Annotated in this window: 22 protein-coding genes; 5 read left to right on the top strand and 17 right to left on the bottom strand. The window is 64.7% G+C overall.

The annotated features are described in order from the left end of the window. Positions 1-133 precede the first annotated feature (133 nt). The 9 genes from flgJ to flgB form a co-directional block, all read right to left on the bottom strand. Entirely contained in the window at positions 134-1141 is a 1008-nt protein-coding gene (gene flgJ / locus FA94_RS20400; RefSeq protein ID WP_035554501.1) for a flagellar assembly peptidoglycan hydrolase FlgJ, read from the bottom strand. 12 nt (positions 1142-1153) lie between these two features. Further along, positions 1154-2341: a flagellar basal body P-ring protein FlgI gene (locus tag FA94_RS20395; protein WP_035554499.1), complete on the bottom strand. Its 1188-nt coding sequence runs from the start codon at positions 2339-2341 to the stop codon at positions 1154-1156. 2 nt (positions 2342-2343) lie between these two features. After that, positions 2344-3042, bottom strand: a complete 699-nt coding sequence (gene flgH, locus FA94_RS20390) for a flagellar basal body L-ring protein FlgH (RefSeq protein ID WP_035562582.1) — start codon at positions 3040-3042, stop codon at positions 2344-2346. 31 nt (positions 3043-3073) lie between these two features. Further along, positions 3074-3862, bottom strand: coding sequence for a flagellar basal-body rod protein FlgG (gene flgG, locus FA94_RS20385; RefSeq protein WP_035554498.1), 789 nt, complete (start codon positions 3860-3862; stop codon positions 3074-3076). 46 nt (positions 3863-3908) lie between these two features. Beyond that, positions 3909-4667, bottom strand: a complete 759-nt coding sequence (gene flgF / locus FA94_RS20380; RefSeq protein WP_035554496.1) for a flagellar basal-body rod protein FlgF — start codon at positions 4665-4667, stop codon at positions 3909-3911. Between the two features lie 19 nt (positions 4668-4686). Then, entirely contained in the window at positions 4687-6222 is a 1536-nt protein-coding gene (locus tag FA94_RS20375; RefSeq protein WP_035554494.1) for a flagellar hook protein FlgE, read from the bottom strand. A gap of 43 nt (positions 6223-6265) precedes the next feature. After that, positions 6266-6997, bottom strand: coding sequence for a flagellar hook assembly protein FlgD (locus FA94_RS20370; protein WP_035554492.1), 732 nt, complete (start codon positions 6995-6997; stop codon positions 6266-6268). A 10-nt stretch (positions 6998-7007) separates the two neighbouring features. Further along, the gene (gene flgC, locus FA94_RS20365) at positions 7008-7433 is read right to left on the bottom strand and encodes a flagellar basal body rod protein FlgC (protein WP_012434707.1); all 426 of its coding nucleotides are present in this window, start codon (positions 7431-7433) and stop codon (positions 7008-7010) included. A 94-nt stretch (positions 7434-7527) separates the two neighbouring features. Next, entirely contained in the window at positions 7528-8022 is a 495-nt protein-coding gene (gene flgB / locus FA94_RS20360; protein WP_035554489.1) for a flagellar basal body rod protein FlgB, read from the bottom strand. Positions 8023-8240: 218 nt separating this feature from the next. Here flgB and flgA point away from each other — a divergent pair, with 218 nt between their 5' ends. From flgA to FA94_RS20335, 5 genes are all read left to right on the top strand, one after another. Further along, positions 8241-9848, top strand: coding sequence for a flagellar basal body P-ring formation chaperone FlgA (gene flgA / locus FA94_RS20355; protein ID WP_035554487.1), 1608 nt, complete (start codon positions 8241-8243; stop codon positions 9846-9848). A 201-nt stretch (positions 9849-10049) separates the two neighbouring features. Continuing rightward, positions 10050-10406: a flagellar biosynthesis anti-sigma factor FlgM gene (gene flgM / locus FA94_RS20350; protein ID WP_035554485.1), complete on the top strand. Its 357-nt coding sequence runs from the start codon at positions 10050-10052 to the stop codon at positions 10404-10406. Between the two features lie 94 nt (positions 10407-10500). Continuing rightward, a complete protein-coding gene (locus tag FA94_RS20345; RefSeq protein ID WP_035554483.1) occupies positions 10501-10947 on the top strand; it encodes a flagella synthesis protein FlgN in 447 nt (148 codons plus the stop codon). Positions 10948-11281: 334 nt separating this feature from the next. Then, positions 11282-11464, top strand: a complete 183-nt coding sequence (locus FA94_RS20340; protein ID WP_035554480.1) for a type II toxin-antitoxin system HicA family toxin — start codon at positions 11282-11284, stop codon at positions 11462-11464. Then, the gene (locus tag FA94_RS20335; RefSeq protein ID WP_035554479.1) at positions 11461-11868 is read left to right on the top strand and encodes a type II toxin-antitoxin system HicB family antitoxin; all 408 of its coding nucleotides are present in this window, start codon (positions 11461-11463) and stop codon (positions 11866-11868) included. Before FA94_RS20340 ends, FA94_RS20335 begins: the two co-directional genes overlap by 4 nt. Before the next feature lie 128 nt (positions 11869-11996). Here the strand turns inward: FA94_RS20335 and FA94_RS20330 are convergent, their stop codons facing one another. From FA94_RS20330 to cheZ, 8 genes are all read right to left on the bottom strand, one after another. Beyond that, positions 11997-12731 carry an RNA polymerase sigma factor FliA gene (locus tag FA94_RS20330; protein WP_035554477.1) on the bottom strand — a complete coding sequence of 245 codons (735 nt, stop codon included), beginning with the start codon at positions 12729-12731 and terminating at the stop codon, positions 11997-11999. A 28-nt stretch (positions 12732-12759) separates the two neighbouring features. Continuing rightward, a complete protein-coding gene (locus FA94_RS20325) occupies positions 12760-13629 on the bottom strand; it encodes a MinD/ParA family ATP-binding protein (protein WP_035554475.1) in 870 nt (289 codons plus the stop codon). After that, positions 13622-15559 (bottom strand): flagellar biosynthesis GTPase FlhF, encoded by a 1938-nt coding sequence (flhF, locus tag FA94_RS20320; RefSeq protein WP_035554473.1) that lies wholly within the window; start codon positions 15557-15559, stop codon positions 13622-13624. Before flhF ends, FA94_RS20325 begins: the two co-directional genes overlap by 8 nt. A gap of 363 nt (positions 15560-15922) precedes the next feature. Further along, positions 15923-18022, bottom strand: coding sequence for a flagellar biosynthesis protein FlhA (flhA, locus tag FA94_RS20315; RefSeq protein ID WP_035554467.1), 2100 nt, complete (start codon positions 18020-18022; stop codon positions 15923-15925). Beyond that, the gene (gene flhB / locus FA94_RS20310) at positions 18019-19230 is read right to left on the bottom strand and encodes a flagellar biosynthesis protein FlhB (protein ID WP_035554466.1); all 1212 of its coding nucleotides are present in this window, start codon (positions 19228-19230) and stop codon (positions 18019-18021) included. The genes flhA and flhB overlap by 4 nt, the downstream gene beginning before the upstream one ends. A 213-nt stretch (positions 19231-19443) precedes the next feature. Next, entirely contained in the window at positions 19444-20760 is a 1317-nt protein-coding gene (locus tag FA94_RS20305) for a DUF3443 domain-containing protein (protein ID WP_035554465.1), read from the bottom strand. Positions 20761-20774: 14 nt separating this feature from the next. After that, positions 20775-21311 (bottom strand): DUF2844 domain-containing protein, encoded by a 537-nt coding sequence (locus tag FA94_RS20300; RefSeq protein WP_035554464.1) that lies wholly within the window; start codon positions 21309-21311, stop codon positions 20775-20777. 288 nt (positions 21312-21599) lie between these two features. Further along, entirely contained in the window at positions 21600-22313 is a 714-nt protein-coding gene (cheZ, locus tag FA94_RS20295; RefSeq protein WP_035554461.1) for a protein phosphatase CheZ, read from the bottom strand.

Genomic DNA, 22313 nt, shown 5'->3' with positions numbered 1-22313 from the left:
AATTATTTGCCGCAAACGTTAAAACCGCCCGATTCACCCCATCCGCCTCGCGCGGCTGGGCCGGCTGCCCGTGGACAGCCGGCCTCGTCCGTCTTGTTATGCACCTGGCCCCGTCGCGTGCATGGGATATCGCTCAGCCCATCTTTTGCATGATGGACATCAGTTTTTTCGCGTAATGCGGGTCGGTCGCGTAACCGGCGCGCTGCATACCGTTGGCGAAACCGCTCACGTCGTGCGCCGAGTTGATGACTTGCGCATAACGCGGATTGTTCTTGAGCAGGCTCGCATAGTCGGTCATTGCTTCCTGGTACGAGTCGTACGCGCGGAATTTTTCGACGGTGCGCTGCGGCTTGCCGTTCACATACTCGGTCGTGACGGTCGAAACGGTCTTGCCGGTCCAGTCTTTGGTTGCCTTGATGCCGAACACGTTGTGGCTGGTCGAGCCGTCCGTCTTCTTGATCTCGCTCTTGCCCCAGCCCGATTCGAGCGCGGCCTGACCGATGATGAAGCGCGCCGGAATCCCGGTCGCCGCGCTGGCAGCCTGAGCGGGTGCGGCGAGCTTGTCGACGAACGCGTCGACCTTCGGCGAGGTGCCGTCGCCCTTGAGCGGCGGAGTCAGCGCGCTGTTGGCCGAGTAGCCCCTGCCCATGGCCAACTGGCCGTTGGCTTGCGCATTGCCATACGCTTTTGCGAGCGCGTTCAGCGCCGCGGTCTGACCTTCGTCGCCACCGCCGCTGCCGCCGCCCAGTGCGTTGGCCATGCCGGCGAGACCGCCCGCGCCGCCGGCGCCGCCCGTCTGGATGCCCTGATTACGCATCAACTGCTTGAGCATCGCATCGGCCACGCCGATACCCTTTTGCGACAACTGCTGCGACATCTGCTGATCCATCATCGACGTGAAGGTCGCGCTGTCATGCGAATCGAATGGACCATCCTGCGGCGTCGCATCGCGCATGCTTTTCAGCATCATTTGCGTGAAAACCGCGTCGAACTGCTGCGCAGCCATCTTCATGCCGGCTTGCGGCGACGCCTTGACCTGCGCGCTCAGCTTGCTGAAACCCTGGACGTCGAGCGCGAAGCGCTGGGTCAGCTCGTTGGCCGCATTGGCCGAGTTGGCGGAATTGATCGTGTCCGAATTCATCTGCTGTCTTCCTTAGATGATTTCCAGGTCGGCGCGCAAAGCGCCCGCTGCCTTCATGGCCTGCAGGATCGACATCAGATCCGCGGGCGTCGCACCCAGTGCGTTGAGCGCCTTCACCACGTCGGCGAGGTTCGCGCCGGCGGTCACCATCTTCAGTGCGCCGTTGTCCTGCTTCAATTGAATCTGCGACTGCTTGGCCGCGACGGTCTGACCGTTCGAGAACGCGCCGGGCTGGCTCACCACCGGCTGCGTATTGATCACCACCGACAGATTGCCGTGTGCGACCGCGCAGCTCTGCAGCGTGACCATCTGATTCATGACGATCGAGCCGGTACGCGCGTTCAGGATCACCTTCGCGGCGGCCTGCGCCGGCTTGACGTCGATGTTCTGCAATTGCGCCATGAAGGCGACCTGCTGTTCCGGATCGCTCGGCGCGCGCAACTGGATCGTGCGGCCGTCGAGCGCCATGGCCGTGCCGCTGCCGAACGTATTGTTCACCGCCGACACGACCCGCTGCGTGGTGTCGTAGTCCATGTCGTTCAGATCGAGCTGCATCGTGCCCGCTTGCGACACCGACGTCGGCACCGCGCGTTCGACAATCGCGCCACCGGCAATCCGCCCCGCGTTGAGCGTATTCACCTGCACCTTGCTGCCGTTCGCGCTCGCGCCGGCGCCGCCGACCGCGAGGTTGCCCTGACCGAGCGCATACACCTGGCCGTCCGCGCCCTTGAGCGGCGTGAGCAGCAGCGTGCCGCCGCGCAGGCTCTTCGAATTACCGAGCGACGACACGGTCACGTCGATTGCTTCGCCCGGACGCGCGAACGGCGGCAGCACCGCCGTCACCATCACCGCGGCGACGTTCTTCAACTGGATGTTCGACAGCGTCGACTGCGAATTGCTCGAGCCCGCCGCCTGGTTGTTGATCGAGATGCCGAGGTTCGCCAGCATGTTGGCGAGCGTCTGCGTGGTGAACGGGGTCTGCGTGGTCTGGTCGCCCGTGCCGTCGAGACCGACGACGAGGCCGTAGCCGATCAGCGGGTTGTCGCGCACGCCCTGAATCTGCACGAGGTCTTTCAGGCGCTCTGCATGAGCGGGCGTCGCGGCCGGCAGTGCCGCGCAGACGAGCGCGACGAAGGCCATCGCTCGGCCGAGATGAACGAGTCGCGCGAAGCGGCCGGGGCGGGAGAAGACGGTACGCATGATCACCACGGCGACACGTTGAGGAAGAAGCGTTGCAGCCAGCCCATATTTTCAGCTTCGTCGAGATAGCCCTTCGCGGAATACTCGATCTTCGCGTCGGCCACCTGGGTGGAATACACCGCGTTCAGGCTGGAAATCGTGTTCGGATTCACCACGCCGGAAAAACGCACGAACTCGTTACCCTGGTTGATCAGCATCTGCTTTTCGCCGCTCACCGCGAGGTTGCCGTTCGGCAGCACGCCCGTCACCGTCACGGTAATCGTGCCGTTGAAGGTGTTCGACGCATTCGCGCCCCCGGTGCCCTGGAACACGTTGGCGCCGGTCGCGCTGAGGTTGGTCTTGCCGAACAACCCGGTGAGGAAACCGGCGGTCGGCACGTTGAAATTGGTGCTGCCCGAACGGTTCGCGTTCGCGCCCGAGGACTTCGTCGCGTTGACGTTTTCCTGGATCACGATCGTCAGAATGTCGCCCACATTGCGCGGCCGCTGATCTTCGAACAGCGGCCGGCCCGCGTAACCCGGGTTATAGATGGAGCCCGGCGACTGCATCTGCGGCGGCGGCGGCGGCAGGGCCGTCATCGGTTGCTGCGTGATGGGCTGCTTGGGCACGAGGCCGCACCCCCCCAGGGCGGCGAGCAGCGTGAGCTGCACGAGCGCCTGAGCGGTGCGCGAATGAACCGGGTTACGAGAGAAGTGCGACATCATGATTACCGCCTGTTTAATTCCCAGTCCCTCAAACCTGCATCTGGCTGAGGGTCTGCAGCATCTGGTCGGAGGTCGTCACGGCCTTGCTGTTGATTTCGTAAGCGCGTTGCGTCTGGATCATGTTCACCAGTTCCTGCACCACGTTCACGTTCGATGCTTCCACGTAACCCTGATTCAGCGAGCCGGCGCCGTTCAGGCCCGGTTGCGCGATGTTCGGTGCGCCCGACGAAGCCGTTTCCGAGAACAGGTTTTCGCCCTTCGCATCCAGACCGGCCGGGTTGATGAAGGTCGCGAGCTGCATCGAGCCGAGCTGCTGGCTGTTGGTCGAGCCGGCCACGGTGATCGACACCACGCCGTCGCTGCCGACCGTCATCGACGTCGCGTTGTTCGGGATCGTGATGGCCGGAATCACCTGATAGCCGCTCGACGTGACCAGTTGACCCTGCGCGTTGGTCTGGAACGAGCCGTCGCGCGTGTAGGCGGTCGTGCCGTCAGGCATCTGCACCTGGAAAAAGCCCGCGCCGTTGATCGCGAGGTCTTTCGAATTGCCGGTCTGCGTCAGGTTGCCCTGCGTGTACAGACGCTCGGTGGCGACCTGTTGCACGCCGGTGCCGAGCTGGATGCCCGAAGGCAGTTCGGTTTGCTGCGTCGAATTCGCGCCCGGCTGGCGGACGGTCTGGTACAGCAAGTCTTCGAACACGGCGCGCGAGCCCTTGAAGCCGTTGGTGCTGACGTTCGCGAGGTTGTTCGAGATCACGTCCATCTGCGCCTGTTGCGCATTCATGCCGGTGGCGGCGATATACAGTGAGCGGTTCACTTTTGTTCTCCTGGGGGCCGGGCGAACCCGGCGCATCCTGTTAGCGTTAGCTAAAGCTGAGCAACTGGTTGGCGGACTGATCGTTCTTGTCCGCGTTTTCCAGCAGCTTGGTCTGCATCTGGAACTGGCGCGCGTTGGTGATCATCGCGACCATCGCGCTGACCGGATTCACGTTGCTGCCTTCAAGCGAGGCCGGCACCACCGTGACGGCCGGATCGGCGTCGGCGGGGTTGCCGTCGGCGGTCCGGAACAGACCGTCGTCGCCACGCGTCATGGTTTGCGGATCCGGATTCACCAGCTTCAACTGATCGACCGTCACCACCGCCGTCGGCGGATCGCCAGGGGTCAGGGCCGACACCGTGCCGTCCTTGCCGATGGTGATTTCCGCACCCGGCGGCACCGACACCGGGCCGCCGTTGCCGAGCACGGTCTGGTTCATCGCGTTCACCAGTTGGCCGTTTTCGTCGACGTGCAGATTGCCGGCGCGCGTATAGGCCTCGTTACCGTCGGCGGTTTGCACCGCCAGCCAGCCCGGACCCTGAATCGCTACGTCGAGCGGGTTACCCGTCTGCTGGATCGGGCCAGGCGTGTAGTCCGCGCCCGGCGTCGACGACAGCACGAACGTGCGGGTGGTGTTGTCGTCGACCGTGCTGCCGTCGCCGAACGACATCGGCACGGCACGGAACGTCGCGAGCTGCGCGCGAAAGCCGGTGGTCGATGCGTTCGCCAGATTGTTCGCGACGATAGCCTGCTGTTCGAGCGCTTGCGTGCTGCCCGACATCGCGGTGTAGATCAGCCGATCCATGATGGGAAGTCCCGGTCGCTTACAGGTTGATCAGGGTCTGGTCGACGGTCTGCTGAGTCTTGATCGTCTGCGCGTTCGCCTGATAGTTGCGTTGCGCGGTGATCAGGTTCACCAGTTCGCTGGTCAGATCGACGTTCGAGTTTTCCACCGCGCCGCCTTGCAGCACGCCGTGGTTGGTCGAACCCGGTACGGAGATCTGCGCGACGCCCGATTGCGACGTTTGCTGGAACTCGTTGTTGCCCAGGTTCACGAGACCGTTCTGGTTCGAGAAATTCGCCAGCGCGATCTGACCGAGTGCCGCCGTTTGCTGGTTCGAGTAGTTGCCGGTCAGCGTGCCGTCGGCGCCGATCGTGAAGCTCGTCAGCGTGCCGGCCGCGTAGCCGTCGGGCTGCAGCGAGTTCACGCCGTCCTTGCCGCCGTACTGCGTCGTGCCGCCGATGTTCAACGTCAGGTTCTGCGGCGTCGACGAACCGTCGGTGGTCGGAATGCTGAAGTTGTAGACGTACGGGGTCGTGGTCGCGCTGAAGGTCGGCGGCGTCGCGATCGGGGTGTTGACCTGCGTCGTGCCGAGCAGCGTGCCCGACGAATTGAAGTTCGCCTGACCCACCAGGTTCGCCGTGCCGGTCGAGGTGCCCGCGTACACGTTCCACGTTCCCGCCGACGTCTTGGCGAAGTACATGTTGACCGTCTGCGAGCCGCCCAGCGAGTCGTAGACCGTCGTGCTGGTCGAGTAGTTGTACGTCGTCGAGCTGTTCTGGTTGAACGCGATCGGCGTCGGCGTGATCGTCATCTTGTCGCCGAGGACCGGCGTGCCGTTCATCGTGATCGTCTGACCGTTGCCGAGCGAAACCGCCGAGCCGGCCGTGTACGTCGCGGGCGCCGTGGTGGTGCCGAGCGTGGTATCGGTCACCGTGTAGGTGGTCGCGCTCGTAAAGTTGACGGTGTAGCTGTCGTTATTCGTGCCCGACGCGGTGTTCGTGATCGTCGCGCCCGGCGAGGACAGCGTACTGCCCGTTCCTAGTGTGGGCGCTACGAGCGGCGTGCCGAGCATCAGCGGATCCTGCGCGTTCAGGTTCAGGCCGGCAACGATCTTGGTCGTTGCTTGCGGCGCGATGTTCGCGGTCGGCACGCTCAACGGCACGGTTTGCGCGGTGTTGATGATGCCGGCGGCGTTCGCGCCGTAGCCCATCAGTTGCAAACCCTGCGCGTTGGTGATGAAGCCGTTCTTGTCGAGCTGGAACACGCCGTTACGCGAGTACACCAGCGAGCCGTTATTCGACAACTGGAAGAAGCCGTTGCCGTTGATCGCGACGTCGAGCGCCTGGTTGGTGCTGGTGATGGTGCCTTGCGAGAACTGCTGCTGCACTTCCGAGAGCTTGGTGCCGATACCGACCTGGTTGCCCACCGCGGTCGCCACCGAATTCGCGTACATGTCGGCGAATTGCGCCGCGCCGCTCTTGAAGCCAACCGTATTCGCGTTGGCGATGTTGTTGCCGATCACGTCGAGGTCGCTCGACGATGCCGACAAACCACTCAAACCTTGTTGGTAACCCATGACGGTCTCCGTATCTGGAAAGTCGTAACTGACTGAATCTGAATCAGAGGATGGCGGCGACGTTGGTCAGGCCGACGGTCGTGCCGTTCGACAGCACGAGGCCCGGCGTACCGGTGCTCTGCATGACGACGCTCTGCACGGTCGCGCTCGACAGCGTGGTCGCGGTTGCCTGCTGGCCGTTGATCGTGCCCACGGCGCTGATCGTGTAGGTGCCGTCCGGCAGCGTGTTGCCGGCCGTGTCGGTCGGCGTCCAGCCCACCGGCACCGTACCGGCCGACTGCTTGCCGAGGTCGATCGTGTTGACGATCGTGCCTGCCGAGTTCTTCACGACCACCTGCAGATCGCTCACCGCGTTGGCGAGCTGCACGCCGAACGAGCCGGCCTTGCCGCTTGCGACCGAGACCGAGTTGCCCGGGGCGAGCACGGTCGAGCCGATCAGCAGCGCGGCTTGCGACTGCTGGCCCGCCGACATCTGCGTCGCGAGCGAGCTCAGCGTCGTGTTCAACTGGCTGATACCCGACACCGTGTTGATCTGCGCCAGCTGCGACGTCATCTGCGAGCTGTCCATCGGGTTGGTCGGGTCCTGGTTCTGCAGCTGCGCGACGAGCAATTGCAGAAAGGTCTGCTGCAGGCTGCTGGCCGAGGTGCTGCTGCTCGAACTCGTCGAGCTGGTCGCGCCCGTCGCGCTCGAGCTCTTGCCCGTGCCGTTCATGGTATCGAGCAGCGTCTGCGACACGTTCGTGCCGTTGCTGCCGATGGTGGTGTTGGTGGTCAAGAAGCTCTCCTCAGGTTCCGATCGTGAGCGTTTTCAGCATCAGTGTCTTGGCGGTGTTCAGGGTCTCGACGTTGGCCTGATACGAGCGCGAGGCCGAGATCATGTTGACCATTTCCTGCACCGGGTCGACGTTGGGCAGCGTGACGTAGCCGTCCGAATTGGCGGCCGGGTTGCCGGGGTCGTACGCGGTCTTCATCGGCGTCGGGTCGTCGACCACGCCGGTGACCTGCACGCCGCCGACCTGCTGGCCGGACGCGGTGCGCGCGCCGCCCAGCGGGCTGACCGCGAACACGACCTGCTTGGCCTTATAAGGCTGGCCGTCCGGGCCGGTCGTGCTGTCCGCGTTGGCGAGATTCGACGCCGTCACGTTGAGCCGCTGCGACTGCGCCGACATCGCGGAGCCTGCAACACCAAAAATGTTCATCAGGGATGGCATGGTTTCCTGACCTCTCCTGCCGGTTCGACCCGGCTTCCTGTTAATTCCCGTAGCGATTGTTCTTGCGACCTGCTGTCCTGCGCGGCGTCGGTTATTACGAGCCCGACTGGATCGCCGCCAGCATCGTTTTGATCTGGCCTGACAGCACCGTCATGCCTGATTCGAAGTGCAACGTGTTGTCCGCGAACTGCACCCGTTCGGTGTCGATGTCGACCGTGTTGCCGTCGAGCGCGGGCTGCGTCGGAATGCGGTATTGCAGATTGCCGTAGTCGTCGGACGCGCCGCCGGTCGGCGTCAGCGTCGATTTGCCCGACATGTGGCCGGGCGACGTCGACACCATCGACATGCCGCTCGTCACGCCCGCGGGCTGCGTCATCGCGAGCGTCGAGTTGTTCGACGCAGCGGTGCCGGTGGCGCCGTCGCCCTTCTTCAGCGCGCCGGCGAGCGAGGAAGCGAAGTCGACGTCGCGCGCCTTATACCCGGGGGTATCGGCGTTGGCGATATTCGACGACAGCAGCTCCTGCCGGTAAGCGCGTACATCGAGCGCCTGGCGGCCAAAGGCGAATTCGGCATCGAGTTTGTCCAGCATAAGAAATCTCCGGAGAACGTTCCCGAGGCTTCCCGCTGCAGCCTCGCGTGAGGACTGCGTGAGGCGAGAAGGCCTTTTTGCATGAAGTGCATCTTATGGGCGCTACGCAAGGAGCAATCGGACGAATAACCGGGAAAGGGGGCTTCTATTCAACGTTTGCGCAAAGGGGGCGCTCACTAGAATGCAAGGCGTACCGATGCATTCGATGGAGAAACGCGATGGACCAGCCCACCTTCGATCCGACGCTCCGCGCCAACCGCGCGGCGGCGCATGGCGTCGGTGCGGGCGTGCCGCGCCGGGCAAAGAAACAGCCGGCCTGGTCGATGCGGCTCGCGCGCCTGGCGCTGAGTTCGGCGCTGTGCCTGCCGGCCAGCGCCCTGTTGCTCGCGCCGAGCGCCTACGCGCAGGAAGCCGATGGACCGATCGTGATTCCCGGCCCGGGCGAAAAGAATCCGGCGGCGCTCGCCGATCTCGCGCAGCAGATGCAAGCCGCGCCGGCCAAACGCGCCGGCACCGCCGCGACGCTGGCTGCCGCCACCGCGCAATCGCTGGGGCGCGGACCGGTCTCGCGCACCACGGACGAATTCACCCGAGCCGCCAATGCGAGCGGCTCGATCGTGATTGCCGGCGAAGGCGAACCGCCTGCCGCGCCGCAAATGATCCGTACCAATTTCAAACCCGACGCGAACGGCGTCGTGACGATTCCCGCGCCGGGTGCGGCCAATGCGCCGACCGGCGTGGCCAACGTCAATGTCATGCCGGGCCAGCGCCAGGTCGTGCCGGTCGTCGTGACGCCGGCCGCGCGGCAAGCGGTGGGCGTGCAGCCGGTGGCGGCCAACGCACCGGTCAACGGCGGGTATCGCGGCGTGAATAGCGGTGTCGTCAGCAGCGCCAGCGGCGTCAACGGCATTGCCAGCAGCACCTCCGCTACCGACGGCTTCGACAGTCTTGCTTCACGCGGTGAACCGCCGCAACTGGGCGCGAACGGCAAGCCGCTCGCAGCGCGGGCAATCGCAACGCGCACGGCTGTCGCGCCGCTCGCCGCCTCGACCACTGCCGCCGCTGCGGCCAATAGCGCCACGCCGGCAGCGGTCCCGACGCCCGCGACGATCGCCCGCGTATCGGCCACTCGTCCCATCGCACCGGCCATTGCACAGCAAAACATGCGCGCCGCGGCCATCGCGCAACCCGCGCCGTTGCCCGGCCAGCAGGACGCGGAAGCAATCCGCAGCGCCGCTCTCGCGTTCCTGCAGCAGCAATCCGCCGGTTTGCCGGGCAAGGTCGAGATCACCGTCGCCCAGGCGTTTCCGCGCGGCCTCGCGGCCTGCACGGCACTCGAACCCTTCATGCCGAGCGGCGCGCGCCTGTGGGGCCGCGTGACCGTCGGCGTGCGCTGCGCCGGCGAACGGCCGTGGACCATTTATCTGCAAGCGCGTATTTCGCTGAACGCCACCTACTACCTGGCCGCCCGCGCCATGTCGCCGGGCGAAGTGCTGACCGCCGCCGACCTCGTTGCGCGTGACGGCGACCTGACCGGCTTGCCGCAGGCGATCGTCACGGACCCGTCGCAGGCAATCGGCTCGGTGACGCTCACGCGTGTCGCCGGCGGCATGCCGCTGCGCCGTGACATGCTGAAAAGCACCTCGGCGGTCTCGATCGGCCAGACGGTGCGGGTCGTCGCGGCGGGCGCCGGTTTCTCGATTTCGTCCGAAGGCAGCGCGATGAACAACGCGTCGCCAGGCCAGCAGGTACGGGTTCGTACGCCCAACGGCCAGATCATTTCCGGCATCGTGAAAGATGGCTCGACGGTGGAGATTCAACTGTGAACGGGCATGCAGCACGCGCCGCCCGGGATTCGCGCGTGCACCACACCGCGCGGGGCCGGATGCCGGCAGTGCGGATGACACGGGTCGGGCCTGCCAAGGGGCCGGATCGTCTTGAATGGCAAGGCAAAACCTGGAGCGATTGCGCTAAAGTTTTGATCAGCGAGTGCCGTTATCAGGATCAAATCGTTCAGGAAGCCAATCGTGAAAGTCGATTCCACAACCAATTCGAATCTGCCGTCGTTGAAAGACGCCCTGTCCCGTTCGCAACAAAGCGACGCGACGACCGCGAACAGCAACGCGCAGACCGCGAGCACCGCCTCGCAACCCGCCACCAGCGGCACCTCGGGCGACGCCAGCGTCAGCCTGTCGGGCCTGTCGCAGCATCTGCGCAGCCTTGCGGCGTCCGGTTCGGCGGACATCGACACGGCGCACGTCGAGTCGATCAAGCAGGCTATCAAGAATGGCTCGCTGACGATCGACTCCGGCAAGATCGCCGACGGCGTGCTGAACACCGCACGCGACCTGTTGCAAAGCAAAACCTCGTCGACCGGCAACTGATCGACGCATCGAAGTACGGTGACTTGCCGGGCGACGTTCGACAAACCCGGCTCGCGAATCTAGCGCGAGCCGTCGTGTTCAGCGAGTTGTTGAAATGAAAGACGCCCTGCTTGCCACCCTCGTCGAAGAATATTCGGCTGTCGAGGCGTTCGCCTCGATTCTGACCCTCGAGACCAAGGCATTGACCGCCTTGTCGCCGCTCGAATTGCTGCCGCCGATCGTCGAGAAGAAAACCGAACTGATCGGCGTACTGGCCAATCTCGAATCCACCCGCGACACGCTGCTCGCCGACATGGGCTTGCCGGCCGGCTGGCCTGGCATGGAGCTCGCAGCCAGCACCGACGCGCGCGTCGCCGAACAATGGTCGCTACTGCAGAAAGCCGCCGAACGGGCGCGGCGCTTCAATACCAGCAACGGTGAGCTGATCCGCGTACGGATGGATTACAACCAGCGCGCGCTGGCAGCGCTGCAGGTCGAAGTGCCGCAGAAGGTCGGCTTCTACGGACCGGATGGGCGGATTCCCGCGCAACCCGCGGCGTAGAGACTTCCCGGACTTCCCGGAGCTGCCGGGCGACGTCGCTGCACGCGATTGCGGCACACGTCTACGGCTGAATCTGCGCTGAATCTATTGTCTTGAACGAAGGGCTCGTCATCGACGAGCCCTTTCTGTTTTTCGCCTTCACTTCCCCTTTCCCAGCCGCACGTTAGCCATCCGGCCAGGTGGCGCGAAAGCGTGCGCCGGGTTGAAATCATGCCCTCCCCCACTGTGGTTTTTCGCGCTCCGTCTCGCGCGTCGACGCCGATACGAAGGCCAAGGCGGAACGTCAAGCCCTAGCAATATTGTGTAGTCGTGTGTATGATTTCAGGAGTGCAAGATGAACAGCGCCGCGGTAATCAAATGGATTCAGGCGAATGACTGGCAGTTGGTCCGTATCTCGGGCAGCCACCATCATTTCCGGCATCCGTTCAGGGGCGGTCTCGTGACCATCCCTCATCCCAAGAAAGATCTGCCGCCCGGCACATTGAATAGCATCCTGAAACAGGCGGGCCTGAAATGAAAAATCTGATTTTCCCGATCGCAGTCGAATCAGGTGACGACGAGCATGCGTACGGCGTGGTGGTGCCGGACCTGCCCGGCTGCTTTGCGGCCGGCGATACGCTTGAAGAGGCTTTTGCCAATGCGAAGCTGGCGGTCGAGTCGCATCTGGACACGTTGCTCGACGAAGGGCTGCCGGTGCCGCAGCCGCTCAAATTGAGCGAGCATCATCGCAATCCGGATTACGCGGGCTTTATGTGGGGATTTGTCACCACCCGGAATATTCCAGCCCTGAAGAAGGCCGTGCGCATCAACATCTCGCTGCCGGAGGTGCTGGTCCAGGATATCGACGTCTACGCGCAAACGCGCGGTCTGTCGCGGTCGGCATTTCTCGCGCTCGCCGCAGAGCGTGAGATGGCGGTGTGAAGCAGGCGGGGTTCGGGCTTACTGCCAGAATCGCCGTGAGCTGAAGCGCCGGGGTAATCCGGCCGGCGCTTCAGGTTACGTGGTGACGTCGGGTTAGGTGGCGCGCCTTCGGGTTGCTTCAGGTCGCCTTAAGTCGCTTCGGCATTCGCCCAGGCCATTTCGCGCAGGCGCGTGCGCAAACGCGCCACCGCCTGGCTGTGCAACTGGCACACGCGCGACTCGCTGACTTCCATCACCGCGCCGATTTCGCGCAGGTTCATGCCGCGTTCGTAGTAGAGCGACATCAGCAGCTTCTCGCGGTCCGGCAGGCGGTCGATCGCTTCCACCAGCGCCGAGCGCAGGCTATCGTCGAGCAACGCCGACAGCGGGTCCGAATGGTCCACGCAGTAGCGGTCGAGGAACGGCTCGTCGTCCGCCGAACGGTCGAAGTCTTCGTAGTAGATCAACTGGCTGCCGTGCAGGTCCTGCAGCATCGACTGATACTCGTCGAGCGGCATTTGCAGGTGGTCGGCAATCTCCGTTTCGCTCGCCGAGCGGCCCAGGTTCTGCTCCACCTTGTGCACCGCCGATTCGACTTCGCGCGAGGTACGCCGCAGGCTGCGCGGCAACCAGTCGTTGCTGCGCAGCTCGTCGAGCATCGCGCCGCGAATCCGCTGGCTGGCATAGGTCTCGAACTGCGCGCCCTGGTCTTCCTTGTAGCGGCTCGCGGCGTCCAGCAGGCCGATCATGCCGGCCTGGATCAGATCGTCGAGATCGACGCTGGCCGGCATCTTGGCAACGAGCTGCAAGCCGAGGCGGCGCACCAGCGGTGCGTACTTCGTCAGAACTTCGGCTTGGGAAATTTTTCCCTGAGCGTTATACATCGTGCTCCCCTTGTCCTTGTGCCGCCACTCAGGCGTGCTGCGCAGACGGTTGGTCGGCGTGTTGCGCCGCTGTAACTGTCGCAGACGCCATCCATGGCGTTTGCGACGACATCGCTGGCCGCATCGGCCAGTACTGCAATTCGGCGGCGAGGTGCCGGAAGTCGCGCGCAGCCGGTGTCGATGGGAACGCATCGACGACACAACGCGACAACTCCAGGGCTCGCGCCATCCGCGCATCGGCGGTAATGCAACCGGCGTCTTCCAGCGCCACCGTCAGGTAGCGCCCGGCCACGCCGGCCAGGTTGGCGAACGCGGTATGCGCGTCGCCGGGACTCTGCACGTGATTCACCAGCACGCGGAACTGTGCGAGCGCGTGCGCGTAGTGCAGGCGCTTCATACAGGCGTACGCCTCGGTGATCGCTTGCGCGGCCATCCGCGTAACGATCATCACGTCGTGCGCCTGTTTGGCGAGCGGCGACAGGTGGCCTTGCGGGTCCAACTGCGCATCGATCAGCACCACATCCGCGGAACCGTGCAGTACCACGCCGAACTGCGTGGCCGAGTGGCCTTCGCGGTTCAGCCGCGACGCGGCCAGCACCGAAAAGCCCAGCGCGTGGCGCGCGACGGCGTCGTCGAGCGCCATCTCGCCGCGCATCACGGCGGCGAAATTACCCGCGCCGCGCAGGCCGCCAAGCATCCCGCTCACCGACAGTTCGCCGAGGCACTCGTCAATCACCAATACGTCCTTGCCTTGCTGCGCCAGCGCCGCCGCGAGGTTCACCACCGTCGTCGTACAGCCTGCGCCCGTCGAGCCGCCCGTCACCGCAATCACGCGCGAGCCGCTACGCGCCAGCAGGCGCCGCAGTCCTTCTGCCTGATCGGAGATGAGCTTATCCAAAGCGGACCTCGTGAAGGTCGGCTGTCGAGCGGGCGGACAGCGAGGAGAGCAAGGCCGGAATATCGTCTTCGTGCGGCACGAACGGCGAGTTGTCGCGCGGAATGCAGAAGGCGCTCTTGATCAGGAATTTCCTGGTCGCGACGTACAGGTTCTCGGGCACCTTCTGACCGGTCGACACGTAGTGCACCGGCAGCTTGTAGCGGATCACCGTATCGAGCACGCCGCCCAGATTGGTGGCTTCGTCGAGCTTGGTCAGAATGCAGCCGGCGAGCGGCTGATGGTCCGGCGAGCGCTGATAGGCCTGCACGACTTCGTTGAGGGTGTCGCCGTGGCTGGTCGCGTTGAGCAGTAGCAGGCGCTGCACCGGCTGGCCGGCGCGGCACAGCATCGCGATCTGGTCGGAGACGAGCCGGTCGCGCTGGCTCATGCCGATCGTGTCGATCAGCACGATGTGTTTGTTGCGCAGTTCGGAGAGCGCGAGTTGCAGATCGGCGCCATCTTTCACCGCGTGTACCGACACGCCGAGAATCTTGCCGAAGATGCGCAGTTGTTCGTGGCCGCCGATCCGGTAGCTGTCGGTGGTCAGCAGCGCGACCTTGCTCGCGCCGAAGCGCATCACGCAGCGCGCGGCCAGCTTGGCGGTGGTCGTCGTCTTGCCGACGCCCGTCGGGCCCATCAGGGCGAACACGCCGCCGCGCTCCATCAGCGCGTCTTCGTCTTCCATCACCGGCAGGTTCGACTCGAGCACCGAGCGCACCCAGTCCATGCCGCCTTCCATGCTGTCGACTTCGTCGGGCAGGTTGTCGACCATCATCTGCACGAGTTGCGCGGAAAAACCGGCCGCGAACAGATGCTTGGTGAGCGCGGCGCGCGCCGGGTTGCGGCGTTGGCGATCGCCCCACAGCAGGCCGGCGAAGTGTTCTTCCATCATGCCGCGCATCGACGACAGCTCGTTCATCACCGTGTCGTTGACGACCTGCTCCATGCGCACCTTGATCGCTTCCGCGACGGACGCCGGCGTGCGGTCATCGTTCTGCGTCAGCGACGGCGCGATTTTCTGCGCGGCGCGGCGTGCGGCGAGCTGCGCGGCTTCGCGCGCCCACTCGGGGGTGTCGGCGGATTGCGCAGCGTTTGCGCTGCCCGGCTGGACGGCGGCGCCGAGGCCCTTGGCCATGGCGGCGGCCGGCGTCATCGCGGCGGGACGCGCGCTGTAAGCGCCTTCCGGTTGCTGTTCAGCGGCGATACGACGAGCGTGGTCGATCAGCCAGGGGTTCGATTCGGCCATCGTGCGCGGCGTTTGCGAGTCAGCGACCGGCACGCCGGCGGCTTTGAGCAGATCGGCGCGGATGTCTTCATTCAGACGCGCGACCGCGGCACGGGCGCTCGGCTGCTCGGCACCGGCTGCTTGCGGCGCAGCGGAGGCGGGCTTGCCCAGCGCGCCAGCCGACAGCACGTTCGTGGCGCCCGGCAATGCCGCTTTCGGCGCGGCGGACGGCGCCGGCTTCGCGGCGGCCTTCATGGCCTGATTCGGTGCGGCAGCCGGTTCGTCGCTTAAAGCGTCGTCGAAGGCGTATGGGCCGGCGGCATGACCGCTGTCACTCTCGGCACCGGCTTCCGGGCTCGCGCCGAACACCGACGAAAAGACGTCGGGCATGCCGCTCGCGTACGGATTGCCGATCGGATTGCCCATCGGCAGCGCGCGCGGTGCGGCCAGCGCGGGATGTCCAGCCGTGCCATTCATCGACCCGGTGCTTGCGCGCGGCGCCTTGGGGGTGATGGCAGCCAGGTCGCTGTCGGCCAAGGCGACGATCTCGACGCTGCCGTCGTCCATCGTGCGATTGGACAGTACGACCGCGTCCGCGCCCAACGCTTCGCGTACGAGACGCAGCGCATCACGACTGGTTGCACCGACAAATTTACGAATGTTCAAGCTGGACCCCCGATGAGGTAAACGGAACTAACGGACCGGCAACATACCGCTTCCCATTGAGATCATTATTGCGAAACCCTTCGAGCGACGATCGATGGATAAAGACTGTTAAAGGGGGGTAATTCGGACGATGGAAACGTGCTGCAAGTCCCGCGCACAGCGGTTTTAAACGCGCCTTTCATGCCCGCACGACGGGGCGTCCGCGGGCGCATCATGAACGACGCGGCCGGCTTGCGGCGCCAGAAGTGAGGCGCGGAAATGAAAACCGGCGCTCGAAGAGCGCCGGTGAAAGACAGCCTGCGAGATGAACCGGTGCGGTTGCCCGGTTCAACGCGGGATTCAATGCCGGATTAATGACGGCGCTCAATGGGCCCCGATCAGATTCACCACCTTGATATTGCGCGTATCGGGCACTTCCGCATAAGACAGCACCTTCAGTTGCGGCAGGCTGCGCCGCAGGAAGCGCGCGAGCATCGGCCGTAACGCGTGCTGCACCAGCAGCACGGGCGAGAGCCCGAGGTTCTGCTGACGCGTCATCGCCTTCTGGGTTTCGTTCAGCAGCGTGTGCGCGAGACCCGGTTCGAGCCCCGGGTTGGCGCCGGTGGAAAGCGCCTGCGACAGCACGCGCTCCAGATTCGAATCGAGGCCCATCACCTGCATGTCGCCGGTGCCCGGGAACCACTGCTGCGTAATCGCGCGACCCAGCGCGAGCCGCACGGCCGCAGTGAGATCGTGCGCGTCGGTGACCTTGGGCGCATGTTCGGACAGCGCTTCGAGAATCGTGCGCATGTCGCGGATCGGCACGCCCTCTTCCAGCAGGTTCTGCAGCACCTTTTGCAGCGTGGTGAGCGGCAGCGACTTCGGCACCAGATCGTCGACCAGCGACGGCGTGTCCTTCTGCATCCGCTCGAGCAGCGATTGCACTTCGCGGCGGCCGAGCAACTCCGACGCATGCGTGACCACCAGATGATTCAGGTGCGTCGCCACCACGGTGCTCGAATCGACCACCGTGTAGCCGTACACCTGCGCCTGTTCGCGCAGATTCGTGTCGATCCAGATCGCCGGCAAACCGAACGCGGGATCCTGCGTCGGCGTGCCCGGGAGCGCTGCGGACACCTGACCGGGATTGATCGCCAGCCATTGCCCCGGATACGCCTCGCCGACGCCCACTTCGACGCCCTTCAGCGCGATACGGTAGCCGTTCGGCCGCAGTTCAAGGTTGTCGCGAATATGAATGACCGGCGGCAGAAAGCCGATTTCCTGCGCGAACTTCTTGCGGATGCTCTTGATTCGCTTGAGCAGTTCGCCGTCCGAGTTCTTGTCGACCAGCGGAATCAAGCGGTAGCCGACTTCCAGGCCGAGCGTGTCGATCATCGTCACGTCGTCCCAGCTTGCTTCGGTGTTCTCGACCGGCGTCATCGCGGCCGGCGCGACGTCGACCAGCGCGTTGGTGTTCTTGCGGTCGTCGGCCTTCTTCTTCATCGTGCGGCCGAGCTGGATCAGCCCGCCGCCGAGAAGCAGAAACGCGAAGTGCGGCATGCCCGGAATCAGGCCCATCAGCACGAGAATGCAGCCGGTGATCGCCAGCACGCGCGGGTTAGTGAACAACTGCCCGGTGAGCTGGGTGCCGATGTCTTCATTAGTCGCCACGCGCGACACGATCACACCGGCCGCGGTCGAAATCACCAGCGACGGGATCTGTGCGACGAGGCCGTCACCGATCGTCAGCAGCGTGTAGGTCTTGCCGGCCGAGGCGAAGTCCATGCCATGCTGCACCATCCCGACGATCAGGCCGCCTAAGATGTTGATCACCATGATCAGCAAACCGGCGATCGCATCGCCGCGCACGAACTTGCTCGCGCCGTCCATCGAACCGTAGAACTCGGCTTCCTGCGAGACTTCGAGGCGCCGCTTGCGGGCCTGGTCTTCGTTGATCAGGCCGGCGTTCAGATCGGCGTCGATCGCCATCTGCTTGCCGGGCATCGCGTCGAGCGTGAAGCGCGCGGACACTTCCGCGATCCGCCCCGCGCCCTTGGTGATCACCATGAAGTTGATCACCATCAGGATCACGAAGACGACGATACCGACCGCGAAGTTGCCCCCCACGAGGAAGTGGCCGAACGACTCGATCACCTGACCGGCCGCGTCGGGACCGGTGTGGCCTTCGAGCAGCACGACCCGGGTCGACGCGACGTTCAGCGACAGCCGCAGCAAGGTCGAGAACAGCAGCACGCTCGGGAACGCGGCGAAGTCGAGCGGCTTCATCGTGTACATGCTGACGAGCAGCACCATCACGGACAGCGCGATGTTGAAGGTAAACAGCAGATCCAGCAGGAACGGCGGCAACGGCAGAATCATCATGCCGAGGATCATTACGATCAGCACCGGCCCGGCGAGGGCGCGCAAATTGGTGCTGCTCAAGGCATCCGGCCGTCGGGCGAGGAAACCGGCGCGAGTGTTCATGCGGAACGTCCTGATGCGTCGTCGTTAGCGGGATTAAGTACGTCGGCGGCTTCCTGGTCGGCTTCGTCTTCCGCCACACCGCCCTTGTCGAGTTCCGGCGGCACGTCGAAATCGGTCGGTGCGACCGGCACGGTGCCGCCTTCGGTATTGAAGCGCCGCAGCTGATACACCCACGCGAGCACTTCGGCGACCGCGCCATACAGCGGGCCCGGAATTTCGCGGTTCAGCTCGACGTTGTGATACAGCGCCCGCGCGAGCGGCGGCGCTTCCAGCAGCGGCACGTTGTTTTCGGCGGCGATCTCGCGAATCCGCGCGGCCACCAGGTTGACGCCCTTGGCGACCACCTTCGGCGCGCGCATCTCGCCGTCGGTGTATTGCAGCGCGACCGCGAAGTGCGTCGGGTTGGTCACCACCACGTCGGCCTTCGGCACGTTGGTCATCATGCGACGGCGGGCAATGGCGCGCTGCTGCTGACGAATCCGGCCTTTCACATGTGGATCGCCTTCGCTTTCGCGGTGCTCGCGCTTCACTTCTTCCTTCGTCATGCGCAGTTTCTTGTGGAACTGCCACAGCTGATACGGCACATCCATCGCGGCGACCACGAACATGCCCGCCACCGTCATGCCGCAGCACACGGCGATCAGATGCGCGGAGTTGGCCAGCGCGAGATTCAACGGCTGGGTCGCCAGCGCGAGAATCTCTTCGCGGCGATTCCAGATCGCCGTGCCGCCGATAATGCCCACCACCAGCGTCTTCGCGAGCGACATGCCGAGCTGGACCGGGCCATTGATCGAAAAAATCTTGCCGAGCCCTTCAATCGGATTGAGCCGGTTGAACTTGGGCTCGAGTCCCTTTGAAGACAACTGCCAGCCGCCCAGTGCGAGCGGCGAGAGCAATGCGGCCGCGCCGGTGAAAGCCAGCACCGGCAGGAGCGTGTAAAGCCCTTCGCGACCCGCCACGCCGGCACCGATCATCATGCGCCGGGTCTCGAAGACAGTCGCGTGATTGAAGGTGAAGGCCGTACGCAGCATGCTCTCCAAATGCTCGCCGATGCTGCTGGACATGCCCCACACGCCGAAGAACCCCGCCGCCAGCAACGCAAACGTCGACAGCTCCCGCGAACGCACGATCTGCCCTTCCTCGCGCGCCTTCTGCAGGCGCCGGGGAGTGGCTGATTCGGTTTTTTCGAGGTCGCTGTCCTCTGCCACAAAAGCTCTCCAGTCGGCCGAGGCACGACGCCTCTTTCCAGTGAGAGCGATTATTCCCGCTCGACGCAAGCGCTGATCGGGGGATAAGGGCGGAGAAAGGGGGGTATTTCGAGAGATGGAGCGGCGCAAACCGCACCGGGGCGCCGGCTCACGGCCTGCCGCCCGCTTTTCAGGCGGTCGGCAGGCCGGTTTTCATACGGTCAGGCACAGGTGTCAAAACGCGACGAAAGGCGCGGGGCCGCCAGTCGCGGTCTGGTCAAAACCGTAGTACACGTAGCGGCCGAAGAAGAACGGCAGGCCGAGGTCGAACTCGCCATTGGCGCCGAGCTGACCGGCGAGATCCCTGAACGCCAGGTTGTTGCTACTGCCGAATAGCGTCGATGCGGAAAGGATGCCGAGGACGGCATCGCCCCGCCCTATGTCCTGGCCGCCCAGCGTCACCGAGCGGGTTTGCGCGTTCGGCGGACAATAAAAGCCCGCATAGTTGCTGCCGCACTGAGTGAGCGTGTTATCGAAGAAGAAGTAAGCGTTCGAACCCGAGTCCAGGAAGGCCTGCACCGTCGCACCGTTGTAGACGCTGTGGTTCATGTTGCCCCACTGGTCTGTGATGAAATTCTGCGCGGAACTGGACACGATGTTGTTCGACTGCGTGTTGACGCCGAACACCAGCGTGCCTGAGACCGACGACGCGCCGGTGTCAGGCACCGCCGGCAGTTGCACGATCACGCCGTTGTTATTGGTCGGGAAGTTCGCCACCGGATTGGCGACCTGCTGCGAGACCGGCACCGTGGCACGACTACACGGAACCACACCGCCCGGGCACACAAAGTAGTTGCTGTAAGTCGCGGCCGTCGACGGGGTCGCGCAGGTTGCGCCACAATCGACAGGCGCGGGGCCGATGCCGAGAATGCCGCTCGCACCGAGATCGGCGGCGGTGTTCTCCGCCGTGCCGCTGCAACCTTGCGTCGGCGTCGAGCTGGTGAGCAGATCGCCGATGATCTGAATCGGAATGGCGTTGGTAGTTTCCTCGCCACCGATCGCGACAACCGCGGTGCGCACCGTGCCCCACGTGTAGCCGTCCGCGAAGTTCGCGCACTCTGCGAGCTGCGTGCCGTTGATGGTGCTGATCGGGAAAGTTTGAAGAAGCGCCGGATTGATCTTCGCGGCGACCAGCCGCAAGCCAAAGGAACCGGTATCGAGCTGGACGTTATCGATGTCCTGACAATCATGCGGGGTGCCTCCCGGCACGCAGATCGTCACGCTGACCATAGGCAGATTGGCAACACTGCTCAACCCTGGGCCGACCGCAATCGGCGCAGTGTTCGAGACTTCGGGCACGATCGGCGTCTGGTTCGGGCTGGGCGGCAACGAGCCGCCATTCAGCGCGCTCGAGCCGCCGCTGCTGCTACTGCCGCCGCTGCCGCCTCCCCCGCCGCAAGCAACGAGCACCGACATCAGCATCACGGCCGCAACGGCCTGGATCCAGCTTCCGGGCGTCATCCCCTTCATGGCAATACGCATGGTTCGCATCGTCGTCCTCGCTATTACTGGATGTCGGAGCCGCTGACACCAGCCGGCAATGCGGGTGGCAACCAGGCCTGCCCGTTGAATCCGCCCATGTGGCCGCCGGAACGGACCACGAGACCGCTCTGATCGACCGCGACGGGCCCACGGGCACCGCCGCGCCCGGCCTTCACAGCCTTCACGCCAGCGACGTACTGCGGGAAATAACTGCCGAGCATCTCGTTCAGATCGGGCATTTGCGGGCCGCGCCACGCAATGCCGAACACCGAGCCGTCGGCGGCCAGATATTCGCGAACTACCGTGCCGTTACCGAGCGTGGTCTCACGCACGGTGTAGGACGCGGAAGCGGCACTGGAGGAAGCGGCACCGGATGCGGAACGCATCACGCTCAACGCGGCGCTCGCGGCGGGCTGAACGGTGCGGGAGGAAACCGATGCATCCGCGGGCGGCGTCATCGGGGCGCCGCCCAATCCCGCATAGGCGGACGGCACGGCGAATAGCGAACTGGGCAAGACTAGCGCCGTAACGATCCTGGCGCGGCGTACACGACTCCACATGACGAGGCTCCTCCCGAGCTGCGCACGGTTCGCACAACGTGCGACCGGCTGCATGTATGCAGATCATACGGCACCGCCGACCTGGCAAACGGGAGGGGTTTTCCTCACCTTGCCACCGCCCGGCGACTGTCGTCACCGGTTAGCCGTGCCGCTGCTTGAACTCGTAGTATGCCTGTGGTTTGTGTCGGTAGACAGCAAGCGCACGCGGGCGCGTGCCGTGCCATGCGGACTGGTTTGTCCAGACGATGCGGGCGGCCCGGTAGGCGGGCCGCCGGTTGCGCTGCAGGCTTAGAAGCCGAGGCTGGCCAGCAGGTCGTCGACTTGCGACTGGTCCTGCATCACGTCCGTCTTGCCTTCCGGATTGATCTGCGGACCGTTCAGCAGACTCTCCGGGCTGCCGGTCGGCGAAATCTCCGCCGCGGCCAATGCCGCCGCGTTCGCCGCGAACTGTTCGCGCCGCTCGAGCGCGATGTTCTCGACCAGCACGCCGAGCAACTGCTGCTCGATCAGGTACACCACATCCGTGATCTTCTTGATGACCTGACCGGTCAGATCCTGGAAGTCCTGCGCGAGCATGATCTCCATGAGCTGCGAATTGGTTGCCGTGGTCGCTTCGGGCACGCCGCGCAGAAAGGTCCGCGTGTCGTTCATCAGCGCGCGCACTTCTTCGCGCTCGATCGGCGCCGCGTACCACTGCTCCCAACGCGCGTCCAGCACGCCGGCGTCTTTCTGCAGCTGCTCCTGGATCGGCTTGGCGACTTCGATCGACGACAGCACGCGCTCGGCGGCCTGCTCGGTCATGGTCGCGATGTACTTGAGGCGGTCGCGCGCATCCGGCACCGCTTCGGCCGCACGCTCGACATGCTTGTCGAGCCCGAGCTCGCGCATCGAATCGCGCAGCGTGCGGGTCAGTGCTCCAATGCGGGCGAGGATGCGGTCGGACGCGAAGTCGCCGCTCTCATTCACCGCTTCGGCGCCTTGCGCATTGGTCGGCAGAGTCAC

Origin of the sequence: Burkholderia sp. 9120 (genome assembly GCF_000745015.1) — a bacterium.
Taxonomy (GTDB): Bacteria; Pseudomonadota; Gammaproteobacteria; order Burkholderiales; family Burkholderiaceae; genus Paraburkholderia.
Note: the sequence above shows the minus strand (reverse complement) of the source record. Positions and strands in the feature narration are given on the sequence as shown.

Bases quoted from the DNA above. Each gene is read 5' to 3' on its own strand.
- flgJ (WP_035554501.1), bottom strand. From the start codon at position 1,141: ATGAATTCGGACACGATCAATTCCGCCAACTCGGCCAATGCGGCCAAC.
- FA94_RS20395 (WP_035554499.1), bottom strand. From the start codon at position 2,341: ATGCGTACCGTCTTCTCCCGCCCCGGCCGCTTCGCGCGACTCGTTCAT.
- flgH (WP_035562582.1), bottom strand. From the start codon at position 3,042: ATGTCGCACTTCTCTCGTAACCCGGTTCATTCGCGCACCGCTCAGGCG.
- flgF (WP_035554496.1), bottom strand. From the start codon at position 4,667: ATGGATCGGCTGATCTACACCGCGATGTCGGGCAGCACGCAAGCGCTC.
- FA94_RS20375 (WP_035554494.1), bottom strand. From the start codon at position 6,222: ATGGGTTACCAACAAGGTTTGAGTGGTTTGTCGGCATCGTCGAGCGAC.
- flgC (WP_012434707.1), bottom strand. From the start codon at position 7,433: ATGCCATCCCTGATGAACATTTTTGGTGTTGCAGGCTCCGCGATGTCG.
- flgB (WP_035554489.1), bottom strand. From the start codon at position 8,022: ATGCTGGACAAACTCGATGCCGAATTCGCCTTTGGCCGCCAGGCGCTC.
- flgA (WP_035554487.1), top strand. From the start codon at position 8,241: ATGGACCAGCCCACCTTCGATCCGACGCTCCGCGCCAACCGCGCGGCG.
- FA94_RS20345 (WP_035554483.1), top strand. From the start codon at position 10,501: ATGAAAGACGCCCTGCTTGCCACCCTCGTCGAAGAATATTCGGCTGTC.
- FA94_RS20340 (WP_035554480.1), top strand. From the start codon at position 11,282: ATGAACAGCGCCGCGGTAATCAAATGGATTCAGGCGAATGACTGGCAG.
- FA94_RS20335 (WP_035554479.1), top strand. From the start codon at position 11,461: ATGAAAAATCTGATTTTCCCGATCGCAGTCGAATCAGGTGACGACGAG.
- FA94_RS20330 (WP_035554477.1), bottom strand. From the start codon at position 12,731: ATGTATAACGCTCAGGGAAAAATTTCCCAAGCCGAAGTTCTGACGAAG.
- flhA (WP_035554467.1), bottom strand. From the start codon at position 18,022: ATGAACACTCGCGCCGGTTTCCTCGCCCGACGGCCGGATGCCTTGAGC.
- FA94_RS20305 (WP_035554465.1), bottom strand. From the start codon at position 20,760: ATGCGAACCATGCGTATTGCCATGAAGGGGATGACGCCCGGAAGCTGG.
- FA94_RS20300 (WP_035554464.1), bottom strand. From the start codon at position 21,311: ATGTGGAGTCGTGTACGCCGCGCCAGGATCGTTACGGCGCTAGTCTTG.